This is a genomic window from Burkholderia sp. 572 (assembly GCF_040545135.1).
Classification (GTDB): Bacteria; Pseudomonadota; Gammaproteobacteria; order Burkholderiales; family Burkholderiaceae; genus Burkholderia; species Burkholderia cepacia.
The window spans coordinates 1-22,754 of the sequence record NZ_JBEPLH010000011.1 but is presented as its reverse complement, the minus strand read 5'-3'; the positions used below and the strand labels follow the sequence as shown (position 1 = coordinate 22,754).

Genomic DNA, 22,754 nt, shown 5'->3' with positions numbered 1-22,754 from the left:
GGAGATCGCACGTGCGTCGCCTGTTTGTTTCATGCTGTCTGAGTCTTTCATTCCTGGCCGGCGCCGCGCACGCGCAGCCGGCGCCCGATCCGCAGAAGGTGCTCGCGGCGAGCGACGCGATCCGCGCGCCGGCGAAATCGTTCGTGCTGACCGCGACGCTGATCGAGTATCGGTCGGGCAAGCAGGTGGACGGCAATACGCTATCGATCTATTCGAAGCCCGACGCACAGGGCGGCGCGTTCCGCACGCTGGTGCGCTTCGTCGCGCCGGCGCGCGACACGGGCAAGCTGATGCTGAAGAACGGCAACGACCTGTGGTTCTACGATCCCGCGAACCAGGCGAGCGTGCGGATCTCGCCCGACCAGCGGCTGCTCGGGCAGGCCGCGAACGGCGACGTCGTGACGGTCAATCTCGCGCACGACTACACGGCCGAGCTGAAGGGCGTCGAGGACATCGCCGACGGCGACCGGCAGACCCGCCGCGCATACCGGCTCGCGCTCACCGGCCACGGCGACGGGCTGACGTACCGCCGCATCGAGATCTGGATCGACGCGGCGAACAACCGGCCCCTGAAGGCGCGCTTCTATTCGGAGAGCGACCGGCTGCTGAAGACCGCGTTCTACCGGCGCTACACGATGCAGCTCGGCGTCGAGCGGCCGACGGAAACGGTCATCATCGACGGGCTCGACAGCAACTGGGTCACGGTCATGCGTTTCTCCGACTACGCGTGGCGCGACATTCCCGATGCATGGCTGCAGCGCGACTACCTGTCCCGCTTCCAGGCGCAATGACGGTGCGGCGTCGATGCCGGGTCGCCGCGCTCGCGTTCATGCTGCTGCCGGCGCTCGCGCGTGCGGCGTCGGCCGGCGCGGATACGACGAGCGGTGCAGGCGGTGCGGGCGGCGTGGATGCGGCCGATGCCGCGGCGCTCGATCTCGCCGACCGGTCCGCCGCGGCGCCGGCCGATACCGCGAAGCCGTGGAAGCTCGACGTGCAGGACGCGTTGCGCGCGAGCCGCTATCGCGACGGCGCGCACGCCGGGCGCAACCAGCTGTCGGTCGAATTCGAGTACGGGCAGTGGCTGACGCCGACGTTCGCCGCGCACTTCTCGATGCGCTTCGACCGCTTCGATCCGCTCGGGACGTCGCGCACGTCGTCGCGCGACGTGACGCTCGTGAAGGAGGCGTACGCGAGCTGGCGCGCGGCGCCGACGTTCGTCGTCGACGCGGGGCGCGTCAACGAGCGGCTCGGCGCGGCGATCGGCTACAACCCGACCGACTTCTTTCGCGCGGGCGCGGTGAGCCTCGACGTGCCGCCCGATCCGGACAGCCGCCACACGAACCGGCTCGGCACGGTCGCGCTGCGCGCGCAGCAGGTGTGGGACACGGGTTCGCTCGCGGCGCTGCTGTCGCCGCGGCTCGAGCGCCGCAGCCTGCCCGGCGATCCGGCCGCATCGTCCGACCTGCAGCGCACCAACGGCGTCGATCGCTGGATGCTCGTCGCGAGCCAGCGGCTCGCCGCGACGATCCAGCCGCAATGGATCGTCTACGGCGAAAGCGGGCAGGCGCCGCAGTTCGGCCAGAACCTGAGCGTGCTGCTCGGCAACTCGGTGGTCGCCTACGTCGAATGGGCGGGCGGCTACCGGCGCTCGCTGATCGCGCGCGCGACCGGCGCGGCCGGCGACAGCGCGTTTCGCACGAGTTCGTCGGTGGGCGCGACCTGGACGCTGCCGATCGACCTGTCGCTGAGTGCCGAATTCCAGAGCAACGGCGGCGGCGCGGATGCGTCGCAATGGCGCGCGCTGCAGCGCGCAAACCCGGCGGCCTGGGGCAGCGCGGTGCAGACGTCGATCGCCGCGCAGGAGCTGCAAACCCGTCACGGCGTGTTCCTGATGGCGACATGGCGCAATATCGGTGTGCGCCGTCTGGATCTGTCGGGTTTCGTGCAGGCCGATCTCGGCGGCGGCCGGCAATACTGGCTCGAGCTGCGGCGGCGCTTCGACCGGTTCGACATTGCGCTGCAGTGGCTGCATCAGGGCGGCCCGTCGTGGAGCCGCTTCGGTGCGATGCCGGAGTCGGCCAGCGTGCAGGTGCTGGGCATTTTCTATCGATGACGCAAGGAGAGTTCGAATGAGCAAACGCGCGCTTCAGGCGGCGACCGCCGTGCTTGCGCTGGTCCCGTCGATCACCGGGGTACTCGGCATGATGGGCATCCACGATCCGTTGTACGCGTCGCTCGGCATCGCGCTGCCGGCCGACGCGACGCTGGACGGCAACCTGCGCTTCTACGCGGGCGTCTGGCTCGGGCTCGGCCTCGCGGCGTTCTCGGTGATCCCGGGGATCGAGCGCCAGGGACGGCTGTTCGCGACGCTGTGGACGATGATTTTCCTCGGCGGCATCGGACGGCTGATTTCGCTCGCGACGCTCGGGCTGCCGTGGCCGCCGTTCGTCGGCTTCACGGTGCTCGAAGTCGTCGGCGCGCCGTTGTTCATCGCGTGGCAGCGGCGCGTGGCCGCGCACGCAATCTTGGAGAGCGCGCATGCATGACATCGACATCGATATCGCGAGACGCGCCGCGCCGGGGCGACGCCTTTGGCGCGCGTGCGCGCGCCTCCTGGCCGGTGCCGCGCTGCTTGCCTGCGTCGGCCTGGCCGCACCCGCGGCCGGCGCGCAGACGGCGGCCGGCACCGCGCTCGACGACTACGCGGCGACCCGCTATCCGATCATCCTCGTGCACGGCCTGACCGGCACCGACGACTATTTCGGCGTGGTGCCGTACTGGTACGGGATGCAGGCCGACCTGCAGCGGCATGGCGCGACGGTTTACGTCGCCGACCTGTCGGGGTTCCAGAGCGACCTCGGCCCGAACGGGCGCGGCGAGCAACTGCTCGCCTACGTGAAGCAGGTGCTGGCGGTCACGGGTGCGGCCAAGGTGAACCTGATCGGGCACAGCCAGGGCGGGCTGACGTCGCGCTACGTCGCATCGGTCGCGCCCGCGCTCGTCGCGTCGGTCACGACGATCGCGACGCCGCACCGCGGCTCGCAGTTCGCCGACTTCGTGCTCGCCGCGCTGAAGCTCGACCCGACGGGCATCTCGACGCCGGTGTTCGGCGCGCTCCTGAACCTGTTCGGCGTCTTGACCAGCGACACGCACAACACGAACCAGGATGCGATCGCCGCGCTCGATGCGCTCGGCACGGCGCGAACCACGCGGTTCAACCAGTTGTTCCCGAGCCCGGGCCTCGGCGCCGGCGCCTGTCGCACCGGCGCGCCCGCCGAGACGATCGGCGGCAACGTGCATCTGCTGTATTCGTGGAGCGGCGCCGCATACCAGCCGGTGTCGCTGCTCGGCATCGTGACGGGCGCTGCCGACACCAGCGTGATTCCGGTCATCGATCCGGCGAACCTGCTGGATCCGTCGACGCTCGTGTTCCTGACCGCCGGCAACGTGATGGCGCTGGCCGGTGCGGGGCCGAACGACGGCTTCACGTCGACCTGCAGTTCGATGTTCGGCACGGTGATCTCGACGCGTTACCACTGGAATCACTTCGACGCGATCAATCAGTTGCTCGGTATCCGCGGCGCGTACGCGGAAGACCCGGTCGCCGCGCTGCGCGTGCATGCGAACCGGCTGAAGCTGCAGGGCGTTTGAGCGATGACGGTCCGGACGATGCTGTCTCGCGCCGCGCTCCATGGCGCCGTCGGCACGCTCGCGGCCGCGGCGGTATGGCATGCGCTCGACCGGCCGGCGGCGTCGGCGCAGGCCGTCGCGCTGCCTGCCGCGCGCGCCGTGGTGCTCGACGCGGCGGTGCCGCGGCCCGTGCCTGCGTCCTCCGACGTCGCGCCGCCAGCGTCGCTGGCGGGGTCGCGCGCGCCGCGCCTGCCGGTCGGGCCGGACGGGCGTCTCGCGAAACGACGGGCGGTGCGGGATTTCTTCGATTACTTCCTGCTCGCGCAGCACGACCTGACGCCGGCCGCGCTCGACGCGCTGGTCGCGCGGGAGGTCGCCGCGCAGCCGATCGGCGCGCCGGCGCAGCGCGAAGCGCTCGACCTGTGGCCGCGCTATCGCGCGTGTCTCGCCGCGCTCGATGCGCATCCGGGCACCGTGCAGCCCGGCACGCGTATCGATCCGGATGCGATCGCGGGCGAGCTCGAACGACGGGCGGCACTCGCGAGCCGCTGGCTCGGCGATTGGAGCACACCGTTCTTCGCCGACGCGTTCCGGCAGCAGCATGGCGACCTCGACCGGATCCGGATTGCGCGCGATCCGGCATTGAGCGATGCGCAGAAGCGTGAACGCCTTGCGGCGCTCGACCAGGCGCTGCCGCCGGACATGCGCGACGCGCACGAGCAGCTCGCGCGGCAGCGCGAGGCGGTCGCGACAGTTGCACGGCTCGACGCGCGTCGCGCGACACCCGATGCGCTGCGTGCGCAGCTCGGCGCCGACGTCGCCGCGCGCGTCGTGCGGCAGCGGCAGGACGACGATGCGTGGCAGGCGCGCTATCGCGACTATGAGGCCGAACGCGAGCGGCTCGTCGCGCAGCAGCTTGCGCCCGATGCGCGCGATGCCCAGCTCGCGCAATTGCTGCAGCGCGATTTTCCGGATCCGGCGGACGCATTGCGTGCCGTGTCGTTGGGCGCGGACCGCGCGGACATCACCGCTCGCCAGCGCGCGCGGTAGCCGCCCGGCGCCGACTTCCCCGGCAAGCGCCGTCATGGATATTCCACGTTCGCCATTGGAGAAGTGTGGGATATGTCACTCAGTCCGCATTATTTCGATGGAGGAATGATTTTTATTTTCAGGATTAACTGCATTCCGTCGAATTGGCCGCTATTCGTAATTTTCAATGATTCACCGGGACGGCACCTTTGCAAGGGCAATATTTAAATCGTCGATAATTGATTGATCATGCAAATATCTCGGAGTAACGCCTGAAACTGTCAAATTACTTCATGTAACAAAGCCGGAGGGGCGCGCACGACGGGGCTGCGTGATATCTTTTTGTCCAATTAGACCGTAAGGAAAACGGCAAAACCGGAAAACCGGTTCGTTTCAACGCTGCATGAAGATTCGGTGGCCGAGGGGCAGGAATACAACGTACGAGGTGCACCGTGATACATCAGGCCGACAATGTCATCGAGTTGCCGCATGCGCTTGGTGCCAATCAATTCCTGGCTGCGCTCGACGGAATTAGCCGTGCGGAATTGGCGCCTCGTTTGATGCTTTCGAATCTCAAGACCGGCCAGGTGCTGTGCGATGCCGGCGAGAATCTGGAGGCCGTTTATTTTCCGGTGACGGCGGGTATTTCCCTCCAATACACGATAGGCAGCAAGACGACGCTCGGCGTGACGGAAATCGGCCGCGAAGGCATCGTGTGCGACGACGTCATCGGCAGCACGACGCAGCGCCGCGTCGTCGTCTATCACGGCGGATTCGCGTATCGGCTGTATGCGCGCCGTTTCGCCGACGCGTGCGACGCATCGCCGGCGATCAGGCGGCAGGTCTTCGTGCGGATGCAGCTGGTGCTGGCCCAGGCATCGCAGGTCATGTTCTGCAGCCGCCATCACGTGATGCGGCATCAAGTGAGCCGCTGGCTGCTGATTGCCTACGAGCGCTCGCGCAGCATCGAAATCCCGGTCACGCACGGCATGCTGGGCCAGATGCTCGGCGTGCGCCGCGAGACCATCACCGATACCGCGCGACAGCTCCATGAGCTTGGCGTGATCCATCAGCATCGCGGCGCCATCGTGCTGACGGATCTCGCCCGTCTCGCGGGGCAGGGCTGCGACTGCCATCGGGTCATCCGCGACGAAACGTGCCGCATTCTCGCGATCGATGCCGGTACCGAGGCCGGCGCCGGGTTGTCGCGACGCGTCCGGACGACCTAGTTGCCGGAGCATCCTGCCGCGCGGCCGGCACCGGCGTGCCGCCGCCGCTGAATGAGCGCCGGCGCGTCGCGCGCATGGAAGGGGAGAGGTCCGAACGCAAGACGCGTCGCGACGCGGCTGGCCGGCGGCATCGAGAAGAATCAGAAAAGCAGTCAATCGGGTATGGAAAACATTTCGAAGCTCCAGAGTCAGCGCAGCTCGTTTCACGTGTGGCCATGGAGTCCGGCGCTCGGCATCCTGCCGATCGTCGTCGTGATCGTCGCGCTGGCCGGGTTCGTCGCCGTCAGCCTGATCGTGATCATGTCGCTGCGCGTGTACGTTGGCGGCGAAAGCAGCTGGTCGAAGGCGCAGAAGGACGAGATCATCCTGCTGTCCCGCTACGGACAGACCGGCGACGAAAAACTGTTCGACGATTACCTGGCGGTTGACCGCACCCTCACGTTTCTCGGCGTTGCCCGCCGCGCGATGATCAGCGTGCCGCCGGATCACCGCGTGGCGCGCCAGGCGCTGATCGAGGCGGGCATCAATCCTGTCGATGCGGTGGCGGTGGTGTGGTTCTATCCGATCCTGAGCAGCTTCGCGCGCCTGAACGCAGCGTTGCAATACTGGGAGGACGCGGACCGGCAACTGGTCAACCTGCGCGCGATCGCCAACGCGTTGCGCGAGTCCGTGCAGGCGGGCGACGTCCGGCGCACGAGTCGCCTGAACCGCGCGATCTGGGACTTCAATTCGCACATCGAGCCGCTGCCGAAGCGCTTCTCCGACGAGCTGAGCGCCGAATTCCGTTCGGCCGTCATCCAGCTGTTCCTGTCGTACGTCGTGGCCTCGCTGCTGATCCTCCTGCTGTCGGTGCGCTGGGCGAGCCGCGCGCAGCGCCAGCAGGCGTCGATGCAGACCGAGCTGGACCGTAGCCAGGCGTTCGCGGAAGCGGCGCTGCGCTCGGTGGCCGACGCGATCGTCACGATCGGCCTCACGCGCAGCATCGAGACCGTCAATCCGGCGGCCGAGCAGCTGCTCGGCGCGCCGTCGCGTCTCAGCGTCGGCAAGCCGATCAACGACGTGCTCGACCTGATCGATACGTCGACCGGCATGTCGATCAAGCTGCTCGCGTCGCTCAGCAACAGCGGCGATCACACGTTCACCCGCGATCTCGACCTGATCCGCGTGTGCGGCTCGGCGGTGTCGGTGCGCGCGTCGCTGTCGAGAATGGACAACGCCGCGGGTCGCTGCGTCGGTTACGTGCTGATCCTGCGCGACATGACGCGCGAACACCAGTTGATCGAGAAGCTGACCTGGCAGGCGTCGCACGACGCGCTGACCGGCCTGATCAATCGCACGGCGTTCGAGCAGCGCCTGGGCGACGCGCTGACGCACCGCGGCGGCGGGACGTTGATGGTTCTCGACCTGGACGGATTCAAGGAAGTCAACGACGTGTGCGGGCACGCGGCCGGCGATGCGCTGCTGCGCGACGCGACCGCGGTGTTCGCGCGCTGTCTCGATGACGACGACGTGTTCGGCCGGCTGGGCGGCGACGAATTCGGCATCCTGCTGCCGGCCGGCCGCAACGGCGTGCCGGACGACGGCAAGGCGGAGCGCATCCGGGCGTGTCTCGAGGATTTCACGTTCCTGTGGGAAGGCGAGCCGTTCAAGATCAGCGTGAGCATCGGCGTGCTGGATCTCGCCTGTCGGCCCGAGAGCGTCGAGAAGGCGATGCAGCTGGCCGACATCGCGTGTTACATCGCGAAGGACCGCGGCCGCAACCGCGTGCATGTCGCCGATTCGCGCGACATGAACTCGGGACGCCAGGCGTATCACATGCAGTGGAGCCGCCGCGTGAAGACGGCGCTCGAAACGAATTCCTTCCAGTTGTATGCGCAACGGATCGTGCCGATCCAGCCGGCGCACGGCGCGCAGGAGCGCGCGGAGATCCTGCTGCGCATCCCGGACGCCGACGGCAAGCTGATCTCGCCGGTCTTTCTGCCGGCCGCCGAGCGCTACGGCCACATGACGATGATCGACCGCTGGGTCGTGCGTAACGTGATCCGGCGGCTCGCGCGGCTCGAACAACGCCAGTACGTCGAATACAACGTGAACCTGTCGGCGATGTCGATTACCGACGAGCGCTTCGTGGAGTTCGCGATCGCCGAGCTGTCGGCGTCGGGGCTGGACCCGGCGCTGCTGTGCTTCGAAATCACGGAGACGAGCGCGGTTCGCAACCTGGAGGTCGCGTCGCGTTTCATGTACGAGCTGCGCGACCTCGGCTGCCGCTTCGCGCTCGACGACTTCGGCGCCGGCATGTCGTCGTTCTCGTATCTGCGCCAGTTGCCGATCGACTACCTGAAGATCGACGGCGGCCTCGTGGCGACCATGACGTCCGACAGCATCAAGCGCGGCATCGCGTCCGCCATCAACGACATCGCACACGTGATGCAGTACCGCACCGTCGCCGAGCACGTCGAGGACGCGGCGACGGCCGAGATGCTTCGCGCGCTGGGCGTCGACTATTGCCAGGGCTATTACTTCAGCCACCCCGCGCCCTGGCAGGAAGGGGGATTCCATTGAACCAAGCGAGGAACGAACGCATGAGTGCTCCATTTGAACTGACCGGCGACCTGATGGACCTGGCGAGCTATCCGGCCTGGCTGCGCGACGTGGTCGGCGCGACCGACGAGCTGAAGGCGCGTGTCCGTGCACATCCGGTGTTCGCGGCGATGAGCGGCGGGACGCTGCGCGCGGCGCAACTGCGCGCGTTCTTCGTGACCGGCTGGGCGGTGGTCAGCCAGTTTCCGGAGTACATGGCGATGAACCTGGTGAAGACCGCTGCCTATCGGTCGCGCGGCGAAGAGAAGGCGCGGCGCTATCTGATCCGCAATATCCGCGTCGAGCAGAACCACGTCGATCACTGGGCCAACTGGGCTGCGGAATCGGGCGTGACGACCGACATGCTGCTGGACGGCGATGCGCCGCTGGCCGGATTCGCGCTGAGCCACTGGTGCTGGAAAAGCAGCAGCACCGACGCGCTCGCGCCGAGCATCGCCGCGACCAACTACGCGATCGAAGGCGTGACCGGCGAGTGGAGTGCGTTGCTGTGCGCATCGCCGTATGAACAGCAGTTCGACCCGGCCGTGCGGTATCGCGCGATGCGCTGGCTCAAGCTGCATGCCGACTACGACGACCGGCATCCGTGGGAGGCGCTCGACATCGTCGCGACGCTGCTCGGCCAGTCGCCCGCGGCCCGCGACGTGCGGGACGTCGAGACGTCGATCCGCAAGAGCCTGAGCTATTTCCTGACGAGTCTCGATTGCTGCATGCATGTGTAGTCGTTTGCGCCGCACGCTCGCGGGTTCGTGCAGGCCGCACCCGGCCGTTGCGGCCGGAAGGCGGGCCGGCGTGACGTCGCGATTCGCCGTGCGGGCCGTCGTGCTGGACGATTTTCCATGGCCACCCACGTTCTCGTCGTAGAGCCCGATCCGCGCATGCGTGACCGGATCCGCGCGCTCCTGCGCGGCTGCCAGATCGCCACGTCGGCGCTCGACGATGCGTCGCGGCTGCTGGCGCACGTGACGGCCACGCCGCCCACCCTGATCGTGATGCGGGTCGAACGGCCGGCCACGACGTTCTACATGGCGCTCGGGGCGCTGCGGCGCGCCGGTCACGACATGCCGGTGATCGTGATCAGCCGCGACGCGCAGGTGGTCGACAAGGTCGTTGCGCTCGAAATCGGCGCGGATGACTATCTGGTGGAGCCGTTCGACCCGATGGAACTGATCGCACGCGTGCGCAGCGCGGTGCGCCGCTACGCGCCGAACCGTCCCGCGCCGGTGCGCGAGCCGGTGAACCCCGAATCGTACGCATTTGGCGACATCGAGGTGAATTTCATCACGCGGCGCGCCACCCGCGCGGGACAGGACCTCGGGCTGCGTGCCAGCGAATTCGCGCTGCTCGCACTGTTCATCTCGCAGCCGATGCGCGTCCTGTCGCGTGCGGAGATTCTCGCGCTCCTGGGGCTGAGCGTGGCCGGGCGCTCCGAGCGCGGGCTCGACGTGCTGATCTTCCGGCTGCGCAACCTGGTCGAGCAGGCGGTCGGCGATTATCGCTACATCCGTACCGTGCGCGGGAAGGGCTACATTTTCGTGCCGCTCGGCACGCTGGCGGACGATGTGGATGGGTCCCGGCATGCTTGAGCCGTGTGCGGCCCTGCAGATCGCCATTCTTTTCGAATTCGTCACACCACGCCTTGAGAGAATGCTTCGCTGGGTAGCCCAACGGGCGAATGGTCGGCTTGATGCGCTTCCCGCGTTTCAAGTACAGATTTGACCGACCGCATGCGCTCTTCGCATGAATATATGGCCTACAGTATCGAGTACGGTATAGGCGAGGTCGGCTCGGGGTGTCAGGATGTCCGTGTTCAAGGCGGGTGGAGCCCCAGGTCAGCCCCTCTTCTTGGAGGCCAGTTCAAAACCCGGCGGGGAACCACTTACTTTTCCGGCAAGCTGTTACTTTTGGTTGCCTGAATCGATAAGGACATGAAGATGAATATTCGTGAAGCGCAACCAAACGACCTCGATTCGATTAGAAAGCTGCTCGAGGAGAACCAACTGCCGATCGCTGACGTTACCGCTCCGCTCCTGGACGATTTTCTCGTAGCGGTTGGCCCGGGTCTCGTGGGAGTGGTAGGACTTGAGCGATTTGGGAGCAATGCGTTGCTACGGTCGCTCGTTGTTGCCGGTGACGGTCGCTCTCGCGGACTAGGCCAAGAACTGGTCGAGAAAATGGAGAAGAGGGCGAGAGCGACGGGTGTCTCATCGCTGTGGCTGCTGACAAACTCTGCGATGGAGTTTTTTCAGGGTGCGGGATATACGACAGTTCACCGGAATGAGGTTCCGACAGTGGTCAAAGGAAGCAGAGAGTTCGCCGAACTTTGTCCAGCTAGTGCCGTTTGCATGTGCAAGCACCTGTGACACATGCCGCTTTTGCTGTAATAGGTTAGATCAAGCAGGTTGCGCCGTGCGCCTCAAAATGTTCCAGCAGACGAGAGCGCAGCTACATTTCAAGAACGCTTCGTGAATGTCGGCTCGGCGATCGAACCGAATGCGCAGACGCCGGAAGTTGTGGAGCCACGAGTGAGTCCGTTCCACTACCCAGCTGAATTTGCCCGGACCGCTGCCATGAAGCGATCGAATAACGACGCCCTGTGTAAAAATCGCTGCATCCTGCGCGGTGTGTGAATCGCGTCTCGCATCCGGGAGACCGATTTGTTTGAGTCAGGCCACCTTGACGACGTCTTCAAACCAGAATGATTTCTGAATGTCCCTCGTATCGATGACAAAAATTACCGAATGGGCTGCCGGACTGACGCTTTCCATTGCTCCGTGGTTGGCCTCCACCGCATTCGCTCAGGCGACAGACACCCAGGTACAGGAAGGCATCATTGGCGGTCAGGCTGTACAACTGATCCTGCGTCTCGACAATCACGGCCCCAGCCTGAGCGGCTACGTATTCGAACAGAACGGCGGCCTGCTGTTGCCTCTGGAGGAAACGCCGCTGGCGGATAGTCCGGAGGCGGCTCCCGATCTGTCGATTGACGTAACTGATGCGAAGGGTCAGCCGTTCGCGATGTTGATGCTGCGTTCTTTCCGCTGGACGGATCATAAGCTGGCCGGAGACTGGGTGGACCTGAGAAGCCGGGTCCGCACCGCGTTCCAGTTCAAGCAGACGGCCATGTTCGGGAGCGGCTATGCCGCCGTGGCCTACGATGGCGATCTGCTGCAGGTCGGGAAAAGTGGTCCGTATCTGTTCCGCGTACACGCACACAAGGCTCGTGGCGAATTTGGCGGCCTGGTGGATCGAATCGATGTCTACGATCGCGCCAGTGGCAGCAAGATTCAGACACTGGATCACCTGCAGCTGGACTTCAACTACACCGACACGCTGGAGTTCGACGATTACAACGGAGACGGGCATACGGACTTCCGTGCCTCCCGGCTCGCTATCGACGGCAGCGGCAATCGCTCCACGGGCAGCCGGAGCTACTTCCTGTTTCTGAACGGCCAGTTTCGCGACTTCACGCCGCTCGACAAGCTGGAAGAGGATGGAACGCCCTGGTTCCTGCCCCACGGCCGGATCGACGTCCGGCAGGAGTCCAACATCGACTATCGCAACCGTCTCGCGACCTGGAACCACTACCGGTTCACGTCGCCCGGGACACTGACATTTACCGGCAGCACCCAGGGGCCAATGAACCGATGATCAAGCACCTTAAAGCCGTCGTGGCATTGTCGGGCCTGACCTTGTCGGGACTCGGCGCACCGGCTGCACAAGCCGCTTCCCTGTTTCAAGGGACCATTGGAAAGCAACCCGTTACGTTGTACCTGTCCCTCGTCAATACCGTGACCACGGGGGTCTATTTCTACGACCGGCACCGTACCCCCATCCGGCTCAAGCCCACGATCTCCCATACGTCGGGGGACACCCACATCGATGAGCTCGACGCCGACGGGCTGCCGGCCGCCCGGCTCGCACTGCCGAGCGATATCAATCCGCCCAAGTCGTACGATGGCACTTGGGTCAGTTACCGCACCGGGCAGAAACTGCCCATCCATTTGAACCTCGTCGCCTACAGCGCATACGGCGCCGAGCCGGTTCCGATACTTCAGGCAGCATCCACGGATCGCTGGTATTTCGTCATTCCATCGATCGCCACGCTCGATCGCGTGATCGAGGTGCGGGACAAGAAAACCGGCGATCTCGTCCAGGCGCTGACCCCCGCTCATGGTGCGTTGTGCGATTGGGGCATCGATACGGTAAAGGTGAAAAAGGACGGACCTGCGCCGGAGTTGAGCGTGGCGGGGGTAACGGTCGAAAACGGCGCGTGTGTGGGGGCCGCATTTGCGTGGGATCCTCAAAAGCAGGTATTTCGGGAAGTGCGTCCGTAACTCGGGTCCGGGGAGCAAAGGAACAACCAACTCACCTAAGCGGGCATGTTGCCCGTCAGGCAAGCGATAGCGGGATTTGTCGGCGGAGGGCATTGCATTCCCACATGCGGAGCCTGTCCGTAAGAGGGCTGGGCAACGAACGCCACTCGATCGTGTGCGACCCATCAGCGACGCCCCTCGGCACAACTCGCGCCATATGCTGAGCATTCGGAGAGGTTGCGCAGAGCACTGCTCACGACAAGGCAGCTAGCGACGTCACATTGAAGGATCGGGACGTTTGATCATTGGCATGGCAAGCGCCGCACTTGCGCAGTTCGGCGTGCGGTCGAGCGGCCAGCGTAGCCATGCGCTTTTGCCGGCAGGCAGCGATGTCCTGATCTTGGGCTGGAGATGCCCCCGCGGCTAAAAGCACACTGGCGCCGAGTATCAGCCCGGAGGTGTGCATTGTGAATCCAGTGAGTCGTTTTCACGGAATTCCAGCTGCGCGTCGCCGCGACCGACGCACCGGTGACGGCGCACGAGAGCGCGTGCATGAAGGCCCACCAGACCGCCACCTTGGTGGCTGGTTGTTGAGCGTGGTGAAGGACTGGGACCAGCCCGTGTCGGTGGGTCGCGGTACCTTGACCTGGCATTGGGCCGAGCGCGAACGATCGTACTTGATGGTGTTGAGATCGACGTCAACGAACGAGACTCCTTGGCGAACTCAAGCCACGATCTTGCGATTGGCCGCGCCCGGCAGGACACGCAGGCGCTTGTCAGTGATGGCCCGGTAGTTCCGGCTGGTAATCGTGTCCACCTAGGTGAATTCGGCCACGCACTCATCGCGCGTCGCGGTCAGCACGACGTAGCCACGCCGCGAAGTGTCGCAATACTTCAGCGGTTCCACCAAGTTCGTCAGAGTGGCACTCAGCGCGGCTGGCTTCACGTTGGTTATGGATTGCTCCATACCGGGCGAGCTCACCGATGGGGTGGCGAACTCGACGCCAACCTGGCGGCCCTGTCCATCGAGCAGGTCGCTGGCCCAGGCATTGTGCGAATCGCCAGCCAGTACCACGAGGTTCTTATCCAGATTGCGCGCCATCTCCAGCACGGTTTCGCGCGCAGCCGGGTAGCCGTCCCACGAATCCAGGCTGGCGGGAATGGAGGGCGCCTTCAGCACGGCCAGCTCCTCTGGCGTCAGCGTCTGCGGCGCGGTCTGCGCCTTGGCCGCAATCTCCATGTACCTGGTCAACGACACACCTCCCACGCCCATCATTCCAAACAGCAACGGAGACGGTAACTCGAGGTGGCCCATCAGCACCTGTTGACCCAGCACCTGCCAGGTGGCGGTGGAGGCGGCCATCTGCTTGGCCAGCCAGTTGGTCTGAGTGGTTCCGAGCAGTTGGCGTGCCGGGTTGCCGATGGCGCTGGCGAAGCCGGCCGCGTCGAACCCGGCCTGGGTGACGTAGTTCGCGTAGGAGAGCTGCTTGTCGCGAGCAATCGCGCGAGTGTCCAACATGTGCAGGGCCAGCAGGCCGCCAAAGTCGAAGCTGCGGTAGATCTGCTCCGCATTGGCACCGCTGCGAATGGGCATCCATTCGTGGTAGGCCTGGATGGCAGCGGCCTTGCGCGCGGCGAAGTCGCCTTCTGCGGGCTGGTGATTCTGCGCGCCGTCGCGCCAGGTATCGTTGCTGAACTCGTGGTCGTCCCACACCGCAATCATGGGCAGGGCGGCGTGTAGCGCCTGCAGGTCCGCGTCACCGCGGTACTGTGCGTAGCGGCGACGATAGTCGTCCAGTTTCACGATCTCGTGGGCAGGTTCGAACAGGCGGCCGAGCTCAGCCGCCTGCGGGGCTACGGCACTGATGTCTTCACGCGAGTATTCATAGATGTAGTCGCCCAGGTGCAGAACGGCGTCCAGGTCGTTGCGCTTGGCCGCATCGGCATAGACATTGAAGAAGCCGGACGGGTAGTTGGAGCACGAGAGCACTGCCAATCGCACCTGAGAGATGCCTGCCTTCGGTAGCGTTCGAGTGCGGCCAACCGGAGAGAGCTGGTCGTAGGCCTTGAAGCGGTACCAATAGCTGCGCCCGGCCGACAGGCCCATGGCATCGATCTTGACCGTGTGGTCGCGCGCAGCCGAGGTGCGCACCTCCCCGCTGGCGACGATGTTCGTGAAGCCCGCGTCACTGGCGACCTCCCAGCGCAGGACGATCTCCTGGCTGGACTCGGTGCTCACGCGTGTCCACAGGATCACTCGGTCGGCCAATGGGTCACCGCTGGCCACGCCGTGCGCGAACGCGACCTTCGGGTTGCCACTGCCTCCGAGAGAGCCGCCGTCATCCCCGCCGCCGCAGCCGGCCAGCGCCACCCCGCTGATGGCAACCGCACCCAGTGCGACCTGGCGTACGAAGCGGCGGCGCTCAGGCTGCGGGGGCATGGCCTCGGCCAGTGGGTTGATCATTGGATTCTTGGTATTCGACATGCTTGAGCCTCCCTCACAAAGAAGCCCGCAAGCTTGCCGATGGCGAGTGACGCGATAATTACAATCGCATTACTTACAAATTACAAAAATGCTTCGCGCATTGGCGCGTTGCTGCGCTTTACGTGAAGGCTCCTGTGAGCATGCTTCCCATAGGGCACCGGGTTGTACGGAAGCCATGATCGAATCCGTTTTCCAGGTGCGCCGCCTTCCTTGGCGATATACGGGAGCCGTTTTCTCGAGCTTCGATCGGGCTGAAAATTCCAGGGCAGGTCAGGTCTTGTTCGGCCTTGGAGAGGGCCTGCCCATGGATGTTCAGACGGGGCGCTTCTTTCCGAGAACAATGTCATACCCGGATCGGGCCGGTTTGCTCTCGCGCCAGCGTGCCATCAGCGTATTCGACGGCAACGTCTCGTCGCGCAGCTTGCGTGCGACATCGACGCCGGCGACCGGTAACCCGCGTGGATCGAGCAACCCGAGCTGGACGAGCACGCTCGCCTGGTCCCAGTAGATGTGTTCGTTGTAGAGCTTGGGCCCGCGGAATGCGACGACGACGACCATCGGAATCTCCACACGCTTGCCGGTCGGCGCGACGCCGGGCAGCAACCAGTCGATCTCCCGGTCGTGCGTAAACGTCAGGATGAATTCGTCCACCATGCGATCGACGCCGACCACGCGCGAGATCGGCGCCATCGCCATGTCAGCCGGATTGTTGTGGACGAAATGGTGCGTGTAGAAGCGCTTCAGTTCCGTGTACCCGGTGCCGCCCGTCATGGTCGGTACGTGATTCACGTACGGCTCGGGCACCATCGTCCGCATCGTCTCCTCGGGATCGCGCGCGGCGAACTCCAGATGGAAGTGATGATCGGCGAGTGCACCCAGGTCGTAGTCGGGGCCGAGCACCTTGCGAAACACCGCGAGGCTGCGCGTATGCGCGGACATCGCCGCGGCCTTGACGAAGGTCGGGCCGTTACGGCTGAATGCGTGGCCGGCGCCCTCGTAGACGTAAAGCTTCGCGTTCGGTTTGCCGTCCAGCGCCGCGCGTATCGCCGTCACGGTCTCGGGCGGATTGAGCGGATCGTCGGCGCCGAAATGCAGCGCGAGCGGGCACGCGATGCGCTCGGCCAGTTCGAGCGACTGCTCGATGCCGACGCCGTAATAGCCGACCGCACAATCGACGTCGCCCTGGGCCGCGGCGAGCCAGGCGAGCTTGCCGCCGAGACAGAAGCCGAGCACGCCGACCCGGCCGGTCGATTCGGGCAACGTGCGCGCATGGGCAACGGTCGCGCGGATATCGTCGACGGCGCCGGCCACATCGAAGCGCGTGTAATAGTCGAATGCTTTGGCATGGTCGGCTTCGCCGTAACCGAGTTCGATGTTCGAGCCGAACGGGTGGAACAGGTCCGGTGCAATGACGACATAGCCCTCGGCCGCATAGAGATCCGCCACTTCGCGGATCTCGGCGTTCACGCCGAATATTTCTTGCAGCAATACGATGACCGGGCCACGGCCGGCTTCCGGCAGTGCGAGATAGGCGTCGAACGCCGTGTCGCCCCGAACTATTCTGATGTGCTTCGTCATGGATGAAGTCCCGATGGAGTAGGGGGAGGAATGCGAGCCGAACGGTTCGCTACTGCGCTGCGTGCCGCTCGAACCATTCGCGCGGCGAGCGGCCCTGATCCGGCCCCAGGATAGAAAAACCGCCGTCGACGGGTACGTCGATGCCGGTGAGCCACGATGCATCATCCGAGCAGAGAAACGCGACGATGCGCCCGATCTCGTCACCGCGACCGACGCGGCCCAGGACGTGCAGCGGCCGGCCGACGCGGTCCGCGACATCGACCGACCCGCCCGCGAGTCGTTCCAGCGATGGCGACCACGTCCAGGCCGGCGATACGCTGATTGCCCGCAGGTCGCGCGGCGCCAGATCCACGGCGAGGTTGCGCGTCAGTTGCAGCAACGCTGCCTTCGACGCCGGATACAGCGCGCGCCCGGCCGCGCCGAACTTGCCGCCCAAGCTGCCGAGGTTGACGATCACGCCGCGTCGCCGCAGATGCGGCGCGGCTTTTTGCGCCAGGATCGCCGCCGACACGAGATTGACGTCGAGCAGGCGCGACCATTGTTCGCGCGTCGATGCGAGGCCTGCGTCGTCGTAGCTGCACGCATTGTTCACGACGATGTCGAGGCCGCCGAAGACGGTAAGGGCGGTCGCGATCGCGCTGTCGAGTTGTGCGTCGTCGGTGACGTCGGTGCGTGCGAAGCGCGCCGATGCGCCGATCGAAGCGGCCAGCGCGTGTCCCGCATCGACATCGAGCCCGGCGATCAACACGCCAACGCCTTCGTTCGCGAGGGCGCGCGCAATGTCGGCGCCGAGCCCCTGCGTCGCGCCGGTGACGATCGCGACCTTGCCCGCGAGACGCGCGTGCGTGCTGGCCGGACTCGTCTGCGAGGACGATTCGGGAGAAGGCGAAACGCTCATGCGCCCTCCGTTTGCGGCGCGCGGCCGAACAACTCGGCCACACTGGAAATGCCCGCGATCAAGCGCATCGACTCTATCGATGCATCGTGCTGTCGACGATCCGCGCACGCGCAGGCATCAGCCGCGACGGTCACGCGATAGCCGAGATCGGCGGCATGGCGGACAGTCATTTCAACGGTCGAATGCGTGGCGACGCCTGCGACGATCAGGTGACGCACGTCGTGCGCCGCGAGGATCCGTTCCAGCGGCGTACCGATGAAGCCGCTCGTACACTGATGATGGATGACATGGTCGAGCGCGCGCGCCGGATCGGGTTCGAGCGTCGGGTAAAACTGCGCGCCCCAGCTGCCGTCGCGCAACGCACCGAGCTCGGCCGTGCGCACGAAAATCGGCGCATTGCGCGGTAAGTCCGCGTAATCCTCGCGGAAGGCAATGCGGACATGCGCGATCGGCAAGCCGAGCCCGCGCGCGCCGGCGATCAGCGCGCGGGCCGCGTCGAGCACCGCCGCGCGGCCGGGTTGATCCGCGTCGAAGCCGACGCGAATCTTGCCGCACGGGTCGAGCACGTCGTTCTGGTAATGCAGCGCGATCACGGCGGTGCGCGCAAGCGGTATCGGCAGCGATGCGGCGTTCACACGAATACCTCCAGGTTCGCGAGCGCATCGGTCGAGTTGATGAGATCGACGCGCTTCAGATAGATCTTCCAGTCCGGGCCGCTCGTATCGAGCTTGTGCGTGACGAGCCCGGCGAGCGTGCGCTGCCCGATCCGCCATTCGTTGACGATCTGTGTCGAGTGGACCACCAGCCGGCCGGCCGCATCGCGGCCGTCGACGATCACGTTGCCGACGACGCGCGCAGTGCGCGTCGACGGCTGTTGCGACCAGTTGCGCCGGTTCGTCACGCGGGCCGCGCGCACTTCGCGCAGCGTCGCATCCTCCCAGAAGAGCGAGATATGGTCGCGCGGATTGGCTTGGCCCGGCTCGTGTGGCAGCCAGTACATCCCGTCGGGCGTCCACGTGTCGAGCCAAGCGTCGAATGCGCGCGTGTCGAGCAGCCGCGCCTCGCGAAACAGGAACTGTGCCGCCTGCGCGTGCAGCGCGGCGTCGAAGGCGAGGGCAGGGGCGTCGACCACGACGGTCGACAGATCGAAAGCCGGATCGTGCAGCATCAGGCGTCTCCTTCGCGCGTGCGCGCCGTCGGGGCGGCCTCGTCGACCATGAAGTGTTTCCACGCGGCGAACTGGTTGCGCATTGGCAATTCGCTGGTGCCGTTGATCGACACGAAGCCGTCGTCCGTCGCGCGATCCGTGCCCGCGTAGCGATGCATGCTCACCCACTCGCCGCCGCGGGTCTGGTTGCCTTCCTGGCAGCGCGCGTAAACTTCGACGTCGTCGGGCATCACGTTCGACGACGGCGAATTGATCACGTTCGCGTAGGTCAACGCCCGGTCGAACACGGCATCGGGCGCGCCTTTCAGGCGAAACAGCTGGATTTCGACCAGCGTCCGGTCCACCGCAATCGGACGAATCACGCGGAACTGCTGAAACACCGTATGCGGGGAACCGCTGCCGTAGATCACGGTATTGTGGCGGTTCATGCCGAGAATCCGGCGTGCGCGTTCTTCGCCGTAAACCTCCGCGAGCACCGCGAAATGCGCGCTCGACACCGAATCGCGTTCGGCAGCCGCCGGGTCGAAAATACCTTCCATGTAGCCGTGGCCGTATGCGTACGCGCGCAATTCCAGTTTTTCCCAGAATTCGTACGGCTCGCCGTTCCCGTCCATGATGAGCAGCTCGAACGGCATCGCGCCCATCTCCGCGGCCTGCGCGCGGGCCGACACCACCGACGATTCGTGGGTGACCGGCGCATGCATCGTGTCATGCAGGTTCTCGTAGAACACTTTCCAGTTCGAGCGCTGCAGGACGCGGAACACACCCCCCGTGACTTCGACCTCGCCGACCGGGGAGCGGTCGCACAGATTGTCGATCGACGACACGACGCCGTTCAGGAAGGTTCGCAGATCCGGGCCATCGTTGCTCTGGCTGGCGAATACGAAGCCGCGATAGCTGTCCACGCGCGCGACGCGGCGCATCGAGAAATCCGGATGCTTCGGGTCGAAGCAGGTGTTCTGCAGGCCGTTGCGCAGCGGCGCCGACAGGTGCGTGCCGTCGTGCCTGAACGTCCATGCATGATATGGACACCGGAAGAACTTCCCGACCGAGCCGTCGCCGTCGGGTACGACTTTCGCCCCCTTGTGCGGACACCGGTTGTAGATCACGTGGATCGTGCCGTCGGATGCGCGCACCATCACGACGTCCTGGTCGCCGATACGCGTCGTGTGATAGTCGCCGGCCGTCTTGACCTGGCTCTCGTGGCCGACGTAGATCCACGCGCGGCCGTAGATCCGCTCCATTTCCAGCGCGAAGATCGCCGGATCGGTATAGAGGCGCTTGTGCACGCTGTCGGGCCGCACCAGCCCGGCCAGTGTCTCGTTGGTAACGCTCATGGGGGTACCTCGAAGGGAAGGGTCAAAGATCCAGCACGAGATGCGCGCCATGCGCGCGCGACACGCATGGACAGAACGCGCCGCTCGCGTGGTCGTCGTCGCTCAGGCAGATGTCGCGGTGATCGGGGTCGCCGTCGAGCAAGCGCACCGCGCACACGCCGCAATCGCCGCGCCGGCAGTCGTAGAGCGGATCGAGGCCGGCTTCGATCATCGCGTCGAGAATCGACGTGCCGGGTGGCACGTTCAGCACGTGCCCCGAACCGGCGAGACGCACTTCGACCGTGGCGTCTTCCACCGTCGCGACCGGCGCGGCAAAGCGTTCGCAATGCAGTGCGTCGTCGCGCCAGCCGAGATGCCGCGCGGCCGCGAGCGTCGCCTCGATGAGCCCGGCGGGGCCGCACACGTACAGATGCGTACCGCTCTCGGGCGCGCCGATCGCGTCGGCCAGCGGCAGGCCGCGCGACGGTTCGCCGTCGTCGAACCAGCATGTCGCACCCGGTAGCGCGGCGACCTCGTCGCGATAGGCCATCGACATCGCGTCGCGCGCGGCGTAGTGCAGCGTGAACCGCCGCCCGCTGCTCGTCAGTTCGCGCGCCATTGCGAGAATCGGCGTAATGCCGATGCCGCCGGCCACGAGCAAGTGCCGGCGTGCGTCCGCGACGAGCGGAAAATCGTTCCGGGGCGGATCGATGTCGAATTCGTCGCCGGGCGCACAGGCGTGCATCCACTGCGAACCGCCGCTTCCGGCCGCTTCTCGCAGCACCGCGATTTCGTAACGGTCAATCGAATCGGCGCTGCCGCCGGCGTTCACGAGCGAATACGCGCGCCGTCGCGAACGAGGGGAGAGCGGCACGTGCACGCCGATGTGCGCGCCGGCGGCGAACCCGGGTAGCGGGCCGCCATCGGCGGCGACGAGATGCAATCGGCGGATTGCGGGCGTCAGTGCATCGATGCGCTCGACGCGGATTCTGAGCAGGGACATCCAGCGGCTCCGTTGAATTCAGAGGAGTCCACTGTATGCGGGCGAATGTGCCGAGAATATCCGGCGATCGCAGCGCCTGTCCGGCGCGCGCAGAATTTCCGCTCAGGCGGCGGACTGGCGCGCGCGCCGCAACGTATCCGACGGCGATTCTCCGAACGTTTCGCGGTACAGGGCGGCGAATCGGCCCAGATTCGCGAAGCCGCAACAGAGCGCCACGTCGGCCACGCGATCGGTGTCGCGGCCTTGCCGCAATCGGTCGCGTGCGTGTTCGAGACGACGCTCGCGGACCAGCTGCATCGGGCTGCCGCGCGAAAAGCGTTGAAACCCGTCGAGCAGCGTGCGCACGGGCACGCCGGCCGCCAGCGCGATATCGGCCAGCGCGATCGGCTCGCACGCGTGCTCGGCGATATAGGCTTCCGCGCGCTTGACCGTGCGCGGCACGAGCGCCGTTCCGCCGGATCGCGCCTGGCAGTGATGCGGCTGGCCGGCGAGCAGGAGCGAGATCACGAGCCGCTCGAATTCGAGCGCGATGCGGCGGTCGCGCTGCGCGAGCGCGACGGTCTCCGGCGACGATGTCATGACGCGCAACTGCATCAGCCACGGCAAGAGTTCGGAGCGGGAAAGGTCGAGCACCGGCTCGATCTGCAGATGGTCGTAGCCGGTGTGAGACAGGATCGCGTGCTTGTCGACGCGCACGAAGAACTGCTCGCAGTCGCGAGAGAACGTGGCACCGAAATGACTGGCCGGGCTCACGATGACACCCTGCGCCGGCCCGACGATCATGCGCCGGCCGCCGACGCTCACGTCCGCATAGCCGCCGAGGCTGAGGATCGCGAGATAGTAATCCTCGATTTCGCCGGCATCGACGCCCATCGCGACGTCGTAACCGATCGTGCCGAACCCGACACTGTCGATCCGCACGTAGTCCATGTACGCGGAATAGCCGCCGCGCGAGCTGCCCGGGATGAGTCGATGCGGCTGCAGCACCGCGGCGATCCGTTCCCGCGTGTCGTCGATATCGACCGACTCGAAATAGCGGTATCGACGGAGCTGGGTCGGCTCGATCGGCAAGGAAGCATTGGACATGGCGAATCTTCTTTGCGTATGCGGGGAAACCCGGAGCGCGATGTCGGACGATCGCCGCGGTGTTCCGGGTCACGTCCACTGTACACGTTTGCAGCAAGGTCAATAAAACGGCCAGTAACGGCCTCTGGATACTTGCGGGAATTGGACAGGCGGCCGTGTGCGGTTGCGTTTACCGGCTGGATGGTGAGCGGAGGTCGAACAGCTTACGCGGCCTAAAAGCGGACATTTCAATCTAGCCGCTACAACACATGTCATACCCGGATTGCCGTGACGCTCCAGATACGCGCGCGTCGCCTCGAAGTAGCTGAAGGTCGACTCGGTCGCCGTGAAATGCAGCATCATCAACCGGCTCGTCGCATCGTCCACGTATACCAGCAGCGTGCAGGCTGGCGCCCGATCCTCGAACCAGCGGTGGTCG

General features: G+C 65.6%; 20 protein-coding genes and 3 pseudogenes. 12 read left to right on the top strand and 11 right to left on the bottom strand.

Annotated features, from left to right (window positions below):
- Positions 1–11 precede the first annotated feature (11 nt).
- The 10 genes from ABIC51_RS21370 to arsN2 all read left to right on the top strand — a co-directional run bounded on the left by ABIC51_RS21370 (position 12) and on the right by arsN2 (position 10,849).
- Positions 12–791, top strand: a complete 780-nt coding sequence (locus tag ABIC51_RS21370; RefSeq protein WP_226128392.1) for an outer membrane lipoprotein-sorting protein — start codon at positions 12–14, stop codon at positions 789–791.
- Complete coding sequence (locus tag ABIC51_RS21365; protein WP_175897451.1) at positions 788–2,113, top strand: hypothetical protein; 1,326 nt, start codon at positions 788–790, stop codon at positions 2,111–2,113. The genes ABIC51_RS21370 and ABIC51_RS21365 overlap by 4 nt, the downstream gene beginning before the upstream one ends.
- A gap of 16 nt (positions 2,114–2,129) precedes the next feature.
- A complete protein-coding gene (locus tag ABIC51_RS21360) occupies positions 2,130–2,546 on the top strand; it encodes a DUF4345 domain-containing protein (RefSeq protein ID WP_354006622.1) in 417 nt (138 codons plus the stop codon).
- Positions 2,539–3,651 carry an esterase/lipase family protein gene (locus ABIC51_RS21355; protein WP_354006621.1) on the top strand — a complete coding sequence of 371 codons (1,113 nt, stop codon included), beginning with the start codon at positions 2,539–2,541 and terminating at the stop codon, positions 3,649–3,651. Before ABIC51_RS21360 ends, ABIC51_RS21355 begins: the two co-directional genes overlap by 8 nt.
- Before the next feature lie 3 nt (positions 3,652–3,654).
- On the top strand, positions 3,655–4,680 hold the full coding sequence (locus ABIC51_RS21350; RefSeq protein ID WP_354006620.1) for a lipase secretion chaperone: 1,026 nt from the start codon (positions 3,655–3,657) through the stop codon (positions 4,678–4,680).
- 431 nt (positions 4,681–5,111) lie between these two features.
- Positions 5,112–5,888, top strand: coding sequence for a Crp/Fnr family transcriptional regulator (locus ABIC51_RS21345; protein WP_175897447.1), 777 nt, complete (start codon positions 5,112–5,114; stop codon positions 5,886–5,888).
- A gap of 162 nt (positions 5,889–6,050) precedes the next feature.
- Complete coding sequence (locus tag ABIC51_RS21340; protein ID WP_175897446.1) at positions 6,051–8,450, top strand: putative bifunctional diguanylate cyclase/phosphodiesterase; 2,400 nt, start codon at positions 6,051–6,053, stop codon at positions 8,448–8,450.
- Between the two features lie 20 nt (positions 8,451–8,470).
- Positions 8,471–9,208: an iron-containing redox enzyme family protein gene (locus ABIC51_RS21335; RefSeq protein WP_175897445.1), complete on the top strand. Its 738-nt coding sequence runs from the start codon at positions 8,471–8,473 to the stop codon at positions 9,206–9,208.
- Between the two features lie 117 nt (positions 9,209–9,325).
- Positions 9,326–10,072, top strand: a complete 747-nt coding sequence (locus ABIC51_RS21330) for a winged helix-turn-helix domain-containing protein (RefSeq protein WP_059694783.1) — start codon at positions 9,326–9,328, stop codon at positions 10,070–10,072.
- A 342-nt stretch (positions 10,073–10,414) separates the two neighbouring features.
- Positions 10,415–10,849 carry an arsenic resistance N-acetyltransferase ArsN2 gene (gene arsN2, locus ABIC51_RS21325; protein ID WP_226128388.1) on the top strand — a complete coding sequence of 145 codons (435 nt, stop codon included), beginning with the start codon at positions 10,415–10,417 and terminating at the stop codon, positions 10,847–10,849.
- A gap of 30 nt (positions 10,850–10,879) precedes the next feature.
- On the opposite strand, the pseudogene ABIC51_RS21320 reads toward arsN2, so the two are convergent.
- Positions 10,880–11,068, bottom strand: a pseudogene (locus ABIC51_RS21320) (IS5/IS1182 family transposase); the annotation flags it as partial.
- Positions 11,069–11,195: 127 nt separating this feature from the next.
- Between ABIC51_RS21320 and ABIC51_RS21315 the strand changes: the two are divergent.
- Complete coding sequence (locus ABIC51_RS21315) at positions 11,196–12,137, top strand: hypothetical protein (RefSeq protein WP_124532092.1); 942 nt, start codon at positions 11,196–11,198, stop codon at positions 12,135–12,137.
- A complete protein-coding gene (locus ABIC51_RS21310; RefSeq protein ID WP_175897444.1) occupies positions 12,134–12,823 on the top strand; it encodes a hypothetical protein in 690 nt (229 codons plus the stop codon). Before ABIC51_RS21315 ends, ABIC51_RS21310 begins: the two co-directional genes overlap by 4 nt.
- A gap of 488 nt (positions 12,824–13,311) precedes the next feature.
- On the opposite strand, the pseudogene ABIC51_RS21305 reads toward ABIC51_RS21310, so the two are convergent.
- From ABIC51_RS21305 to ABIC51_RS21260, 10 genes and pseudogenes are all read right to left on the bottom strand, one after another.
- A pseudogene (locus ABIC51_RS21305) lies at positions 13,312–13,517 on the bottom strand (conjugal transfer protein TraG N-terminal domain-containing protein); the annotation flags it as partial.
- Between the two features lie 102 nt (positions 13,518–13,619).
- Positions 13,620–15,287, bottom strand: coding sequence for an alkaline phosphatase D family protein (locus tag ABIC51_RS21300; protein ID WP_319001476.1), 1,668 nt, complete (start codon positions 15,285–15,287; stop codon positions 13,620–13,622).
- 312 nt (positions 15,288–15,599) lie between these two features.
- The gene (locus tag ABIC51_RS21295; protein WP_175897443.1) at positions 15,600–16,865 is read right to left on the bottom strand and encodes a dienelactone hydrolase family protein; all 1,266 of its coding nucleotides are present in this window, start codon (positions 16,863–16,865) and stop codon (positions 15,600–15,602) included.
- A 49-nt stretch (positions 16,866–16,914) separates the two neighbouring features.
- The gene (locus ABIC51_RS21290) at positions 16,915–17,763 is read right to left on the bottom strand and encodes an SDR family oxidoreductase (protein WP_354006619.1); all 849 of its coding nucleotides are present in this window, start codon (positions 17,761–17,763) and stop codon (positions 16,915–16,917) included.
- The gene (locus ABIC51_RS21285; protein ID WP_175897441.1) at positions 17,760–18,398 is read right to left on the bottom strand and encodes a cysteine hydrolase family protein; all 639 of its coding nucleotides are present in this window, start codon (positions 18,396–18,398) and stop codon (positions 17,760–17,762) included. The genes ABIC51_RS21290 and ABIC51_RS21285 overlap by 4 nt, the downstream gene beginning before the upstream one ends.
- Entirely contained in the window at positions 18,395–18,931 is a 537-nt protein-coding gene (locus ABIC51_RS21280; RefSeq protein WP_059694795.1) for an aromatic-ring-hydroxylating dioxygenase subunit beta, read from the bottom strand. The genes ABIC51_RS21285 and ABIC51_RS21280 overlap by 4 nt, the downstream gene beginning before the upstream one ends.
- Entirely contained in the window at positions 18,931–20,268 is a 1,338-nt protein-coding gene (locus ABIC51_RS21275) for an aromatic ring-hydroxylating dioxygenase subunit alpha (RefSeq protein ID WP_175897440.1), read from the bottom strand. Before ABIC51_RS21275 ends, ABIC51_RS21280 begins: the two co-directional genes overlap by 1 nt.
- Positions 20,269–20,290: 22 nt before the next feature.
- Positions 20,291–21,250, bottom strand: a complete 960-nt coding sequence (locus ABIC51_RS21270) for a PDR/VanB family oxidoreductase (RefSeq protein WP_175897439.1) — start codon at positions 21,248–21,250, stop codon at positions 20,291–20,293.
- A gap of 102 nt (positions 21,251–21,352) precedes the next feature.
- Positions 21,353–22,336 carry an anthranilate 1,2-dioxygenase regulatory protein AndR gene (andR, locus tag ABIC51_RS21265; protein ID WP_226128386.1) on the bottom strand — a complete coding sequence of 328 codons (984 nt, stop codon included), beginning with the start codon at positions 22,334–22,336 and terminating at the stop codon, positions 21,353–21,355.
- A 258-nt stretch (positions 22,337–22,594) separates the two neighbouring features.
- Positions 22,595–22,754: pseudogene (locus ABIC51_RS21260) on the bottom strand (ISNCY family transposase); the annotation flags it as partial.

Bases quoted from the DNA above. Each gene is read 5' to 3' on its own strand.
- ABIC51_RS21295 (WP_175897443.1), bottom strand. From the start codon at position 16,865: ATGACGAAGCACATCAGAATAGTTCGGGGCGACACGGCGTTCGACGCC.
- ABIC51_RS21365 (WP_175897451.1), top strand. From the start codon at position 788: ATGACGGTGCGGCGTCGATGCCGGGTCGCCGCGCTCGCGTTCATGCTG.
- ABIC51_RS21335 (WP_175897445.1), top strand. From the start codon at position 8,471: ATGAGTGCTCCATTTGAACTGACCGGCGACCTGATGGACCTGGCGAGC.
- ABIC51_RS21275 (WP_175897440.1), bottom strand. From the start codon at position 20,268: ATGAGCGTTACCAACGAGACACTGGCCGGGCTGGTGCGGCCCGACAGC.
- ABIC51_RS21315 (WP_124532092.1), top strand. From the start codon at position 11,196: ATGTCCCTCGTATCGATGACAAAAATTACCGAATGGGCTGCCGGACTG.
- arsN2 (WP_226128388.1), top strand. From the start codon at position 10,415: ATGAAGATGAATATTCGTGAAGCGCAACCAAACGACCTCGATTCGATT.
- ABIC51_RS21290 (WP_354006619.1), bottom strand. From the start codon at position 17,763: ATGAGCGTTTCGCCTTCTCCCGAATCGTCCTCGCAGACGAGTCCGGCC.
- ABIC51_RS21310 (WP_175897444.1), top strand. From the start codon at position 12,134: ATGATCAAGCACCTTAAAGCCGTCGTGGCATTGTCGGGCCTGACCTTG.
- ABIC51_RS21280 (WP_059694795.1), bottom strand. From the start codon at position 18,931: ATGCTGCACGATCCGGCTTTCGATCTGTCGACCGTCGTGGTCGACGCC.
- ABIC51_RS21355 (WP_354006621.1), top strand. From the start codon at position 2,539: ATGCATGACATCGACATCGATATCGCGAGACGCGCCGCGCCGGGGCGA.
- ABIC51_RS21270 (WP_175897439.1), bottom strand. From the start codon at position 21,250: ATGTCCCTGCTCAGAATCCGCGTCGAGCGCATCGATGCACTGACGCCC.
- ABIC51_RS21340 (WP_175897446.1), top strand. From the start codon at position 6,051: ATGGAAAACATTTCGAAGCTCCAGAGTCAGCGCAGCTCGTTTCACGTG.
- ABIC51_RS21350 (WP_354006620.1), top strand. From the start codon at position 3,655: ATGACGGTCCGGACGATGCTGTCTCGCGCCGCGCTCCATGGCGCCGTC.
- ABIC51_RS21360 (WP_354006622.1), top strand. From the start codon at position 2,130: ATGAGCAAACGCGCGCTTCAGGCGGCGACCGCCGTGCTTGCGCTGGTC.
- ABIC51_RS21330 (WP_059694783.1), top strand. From the start codon at position 9,326: ATGGCCACCCACGTTCTCGTCGTAGAGCCCGATCCGCGCATGCGTGAC.
- ABIC51_RS21300 (WP_319001476.1), bottom strand. From the start codon at position 15,287: ATGTCGAATACCAAGAATCCAATGATCAACCCACTGGCCGAGGCCATG.
- andR (WP_226128386.1), bottom strand. From the start codon at position 22,336: ATGTCCAATGCTTCCTTGCCGATCGAGCCGACCCAGCTCCGTCGATAC.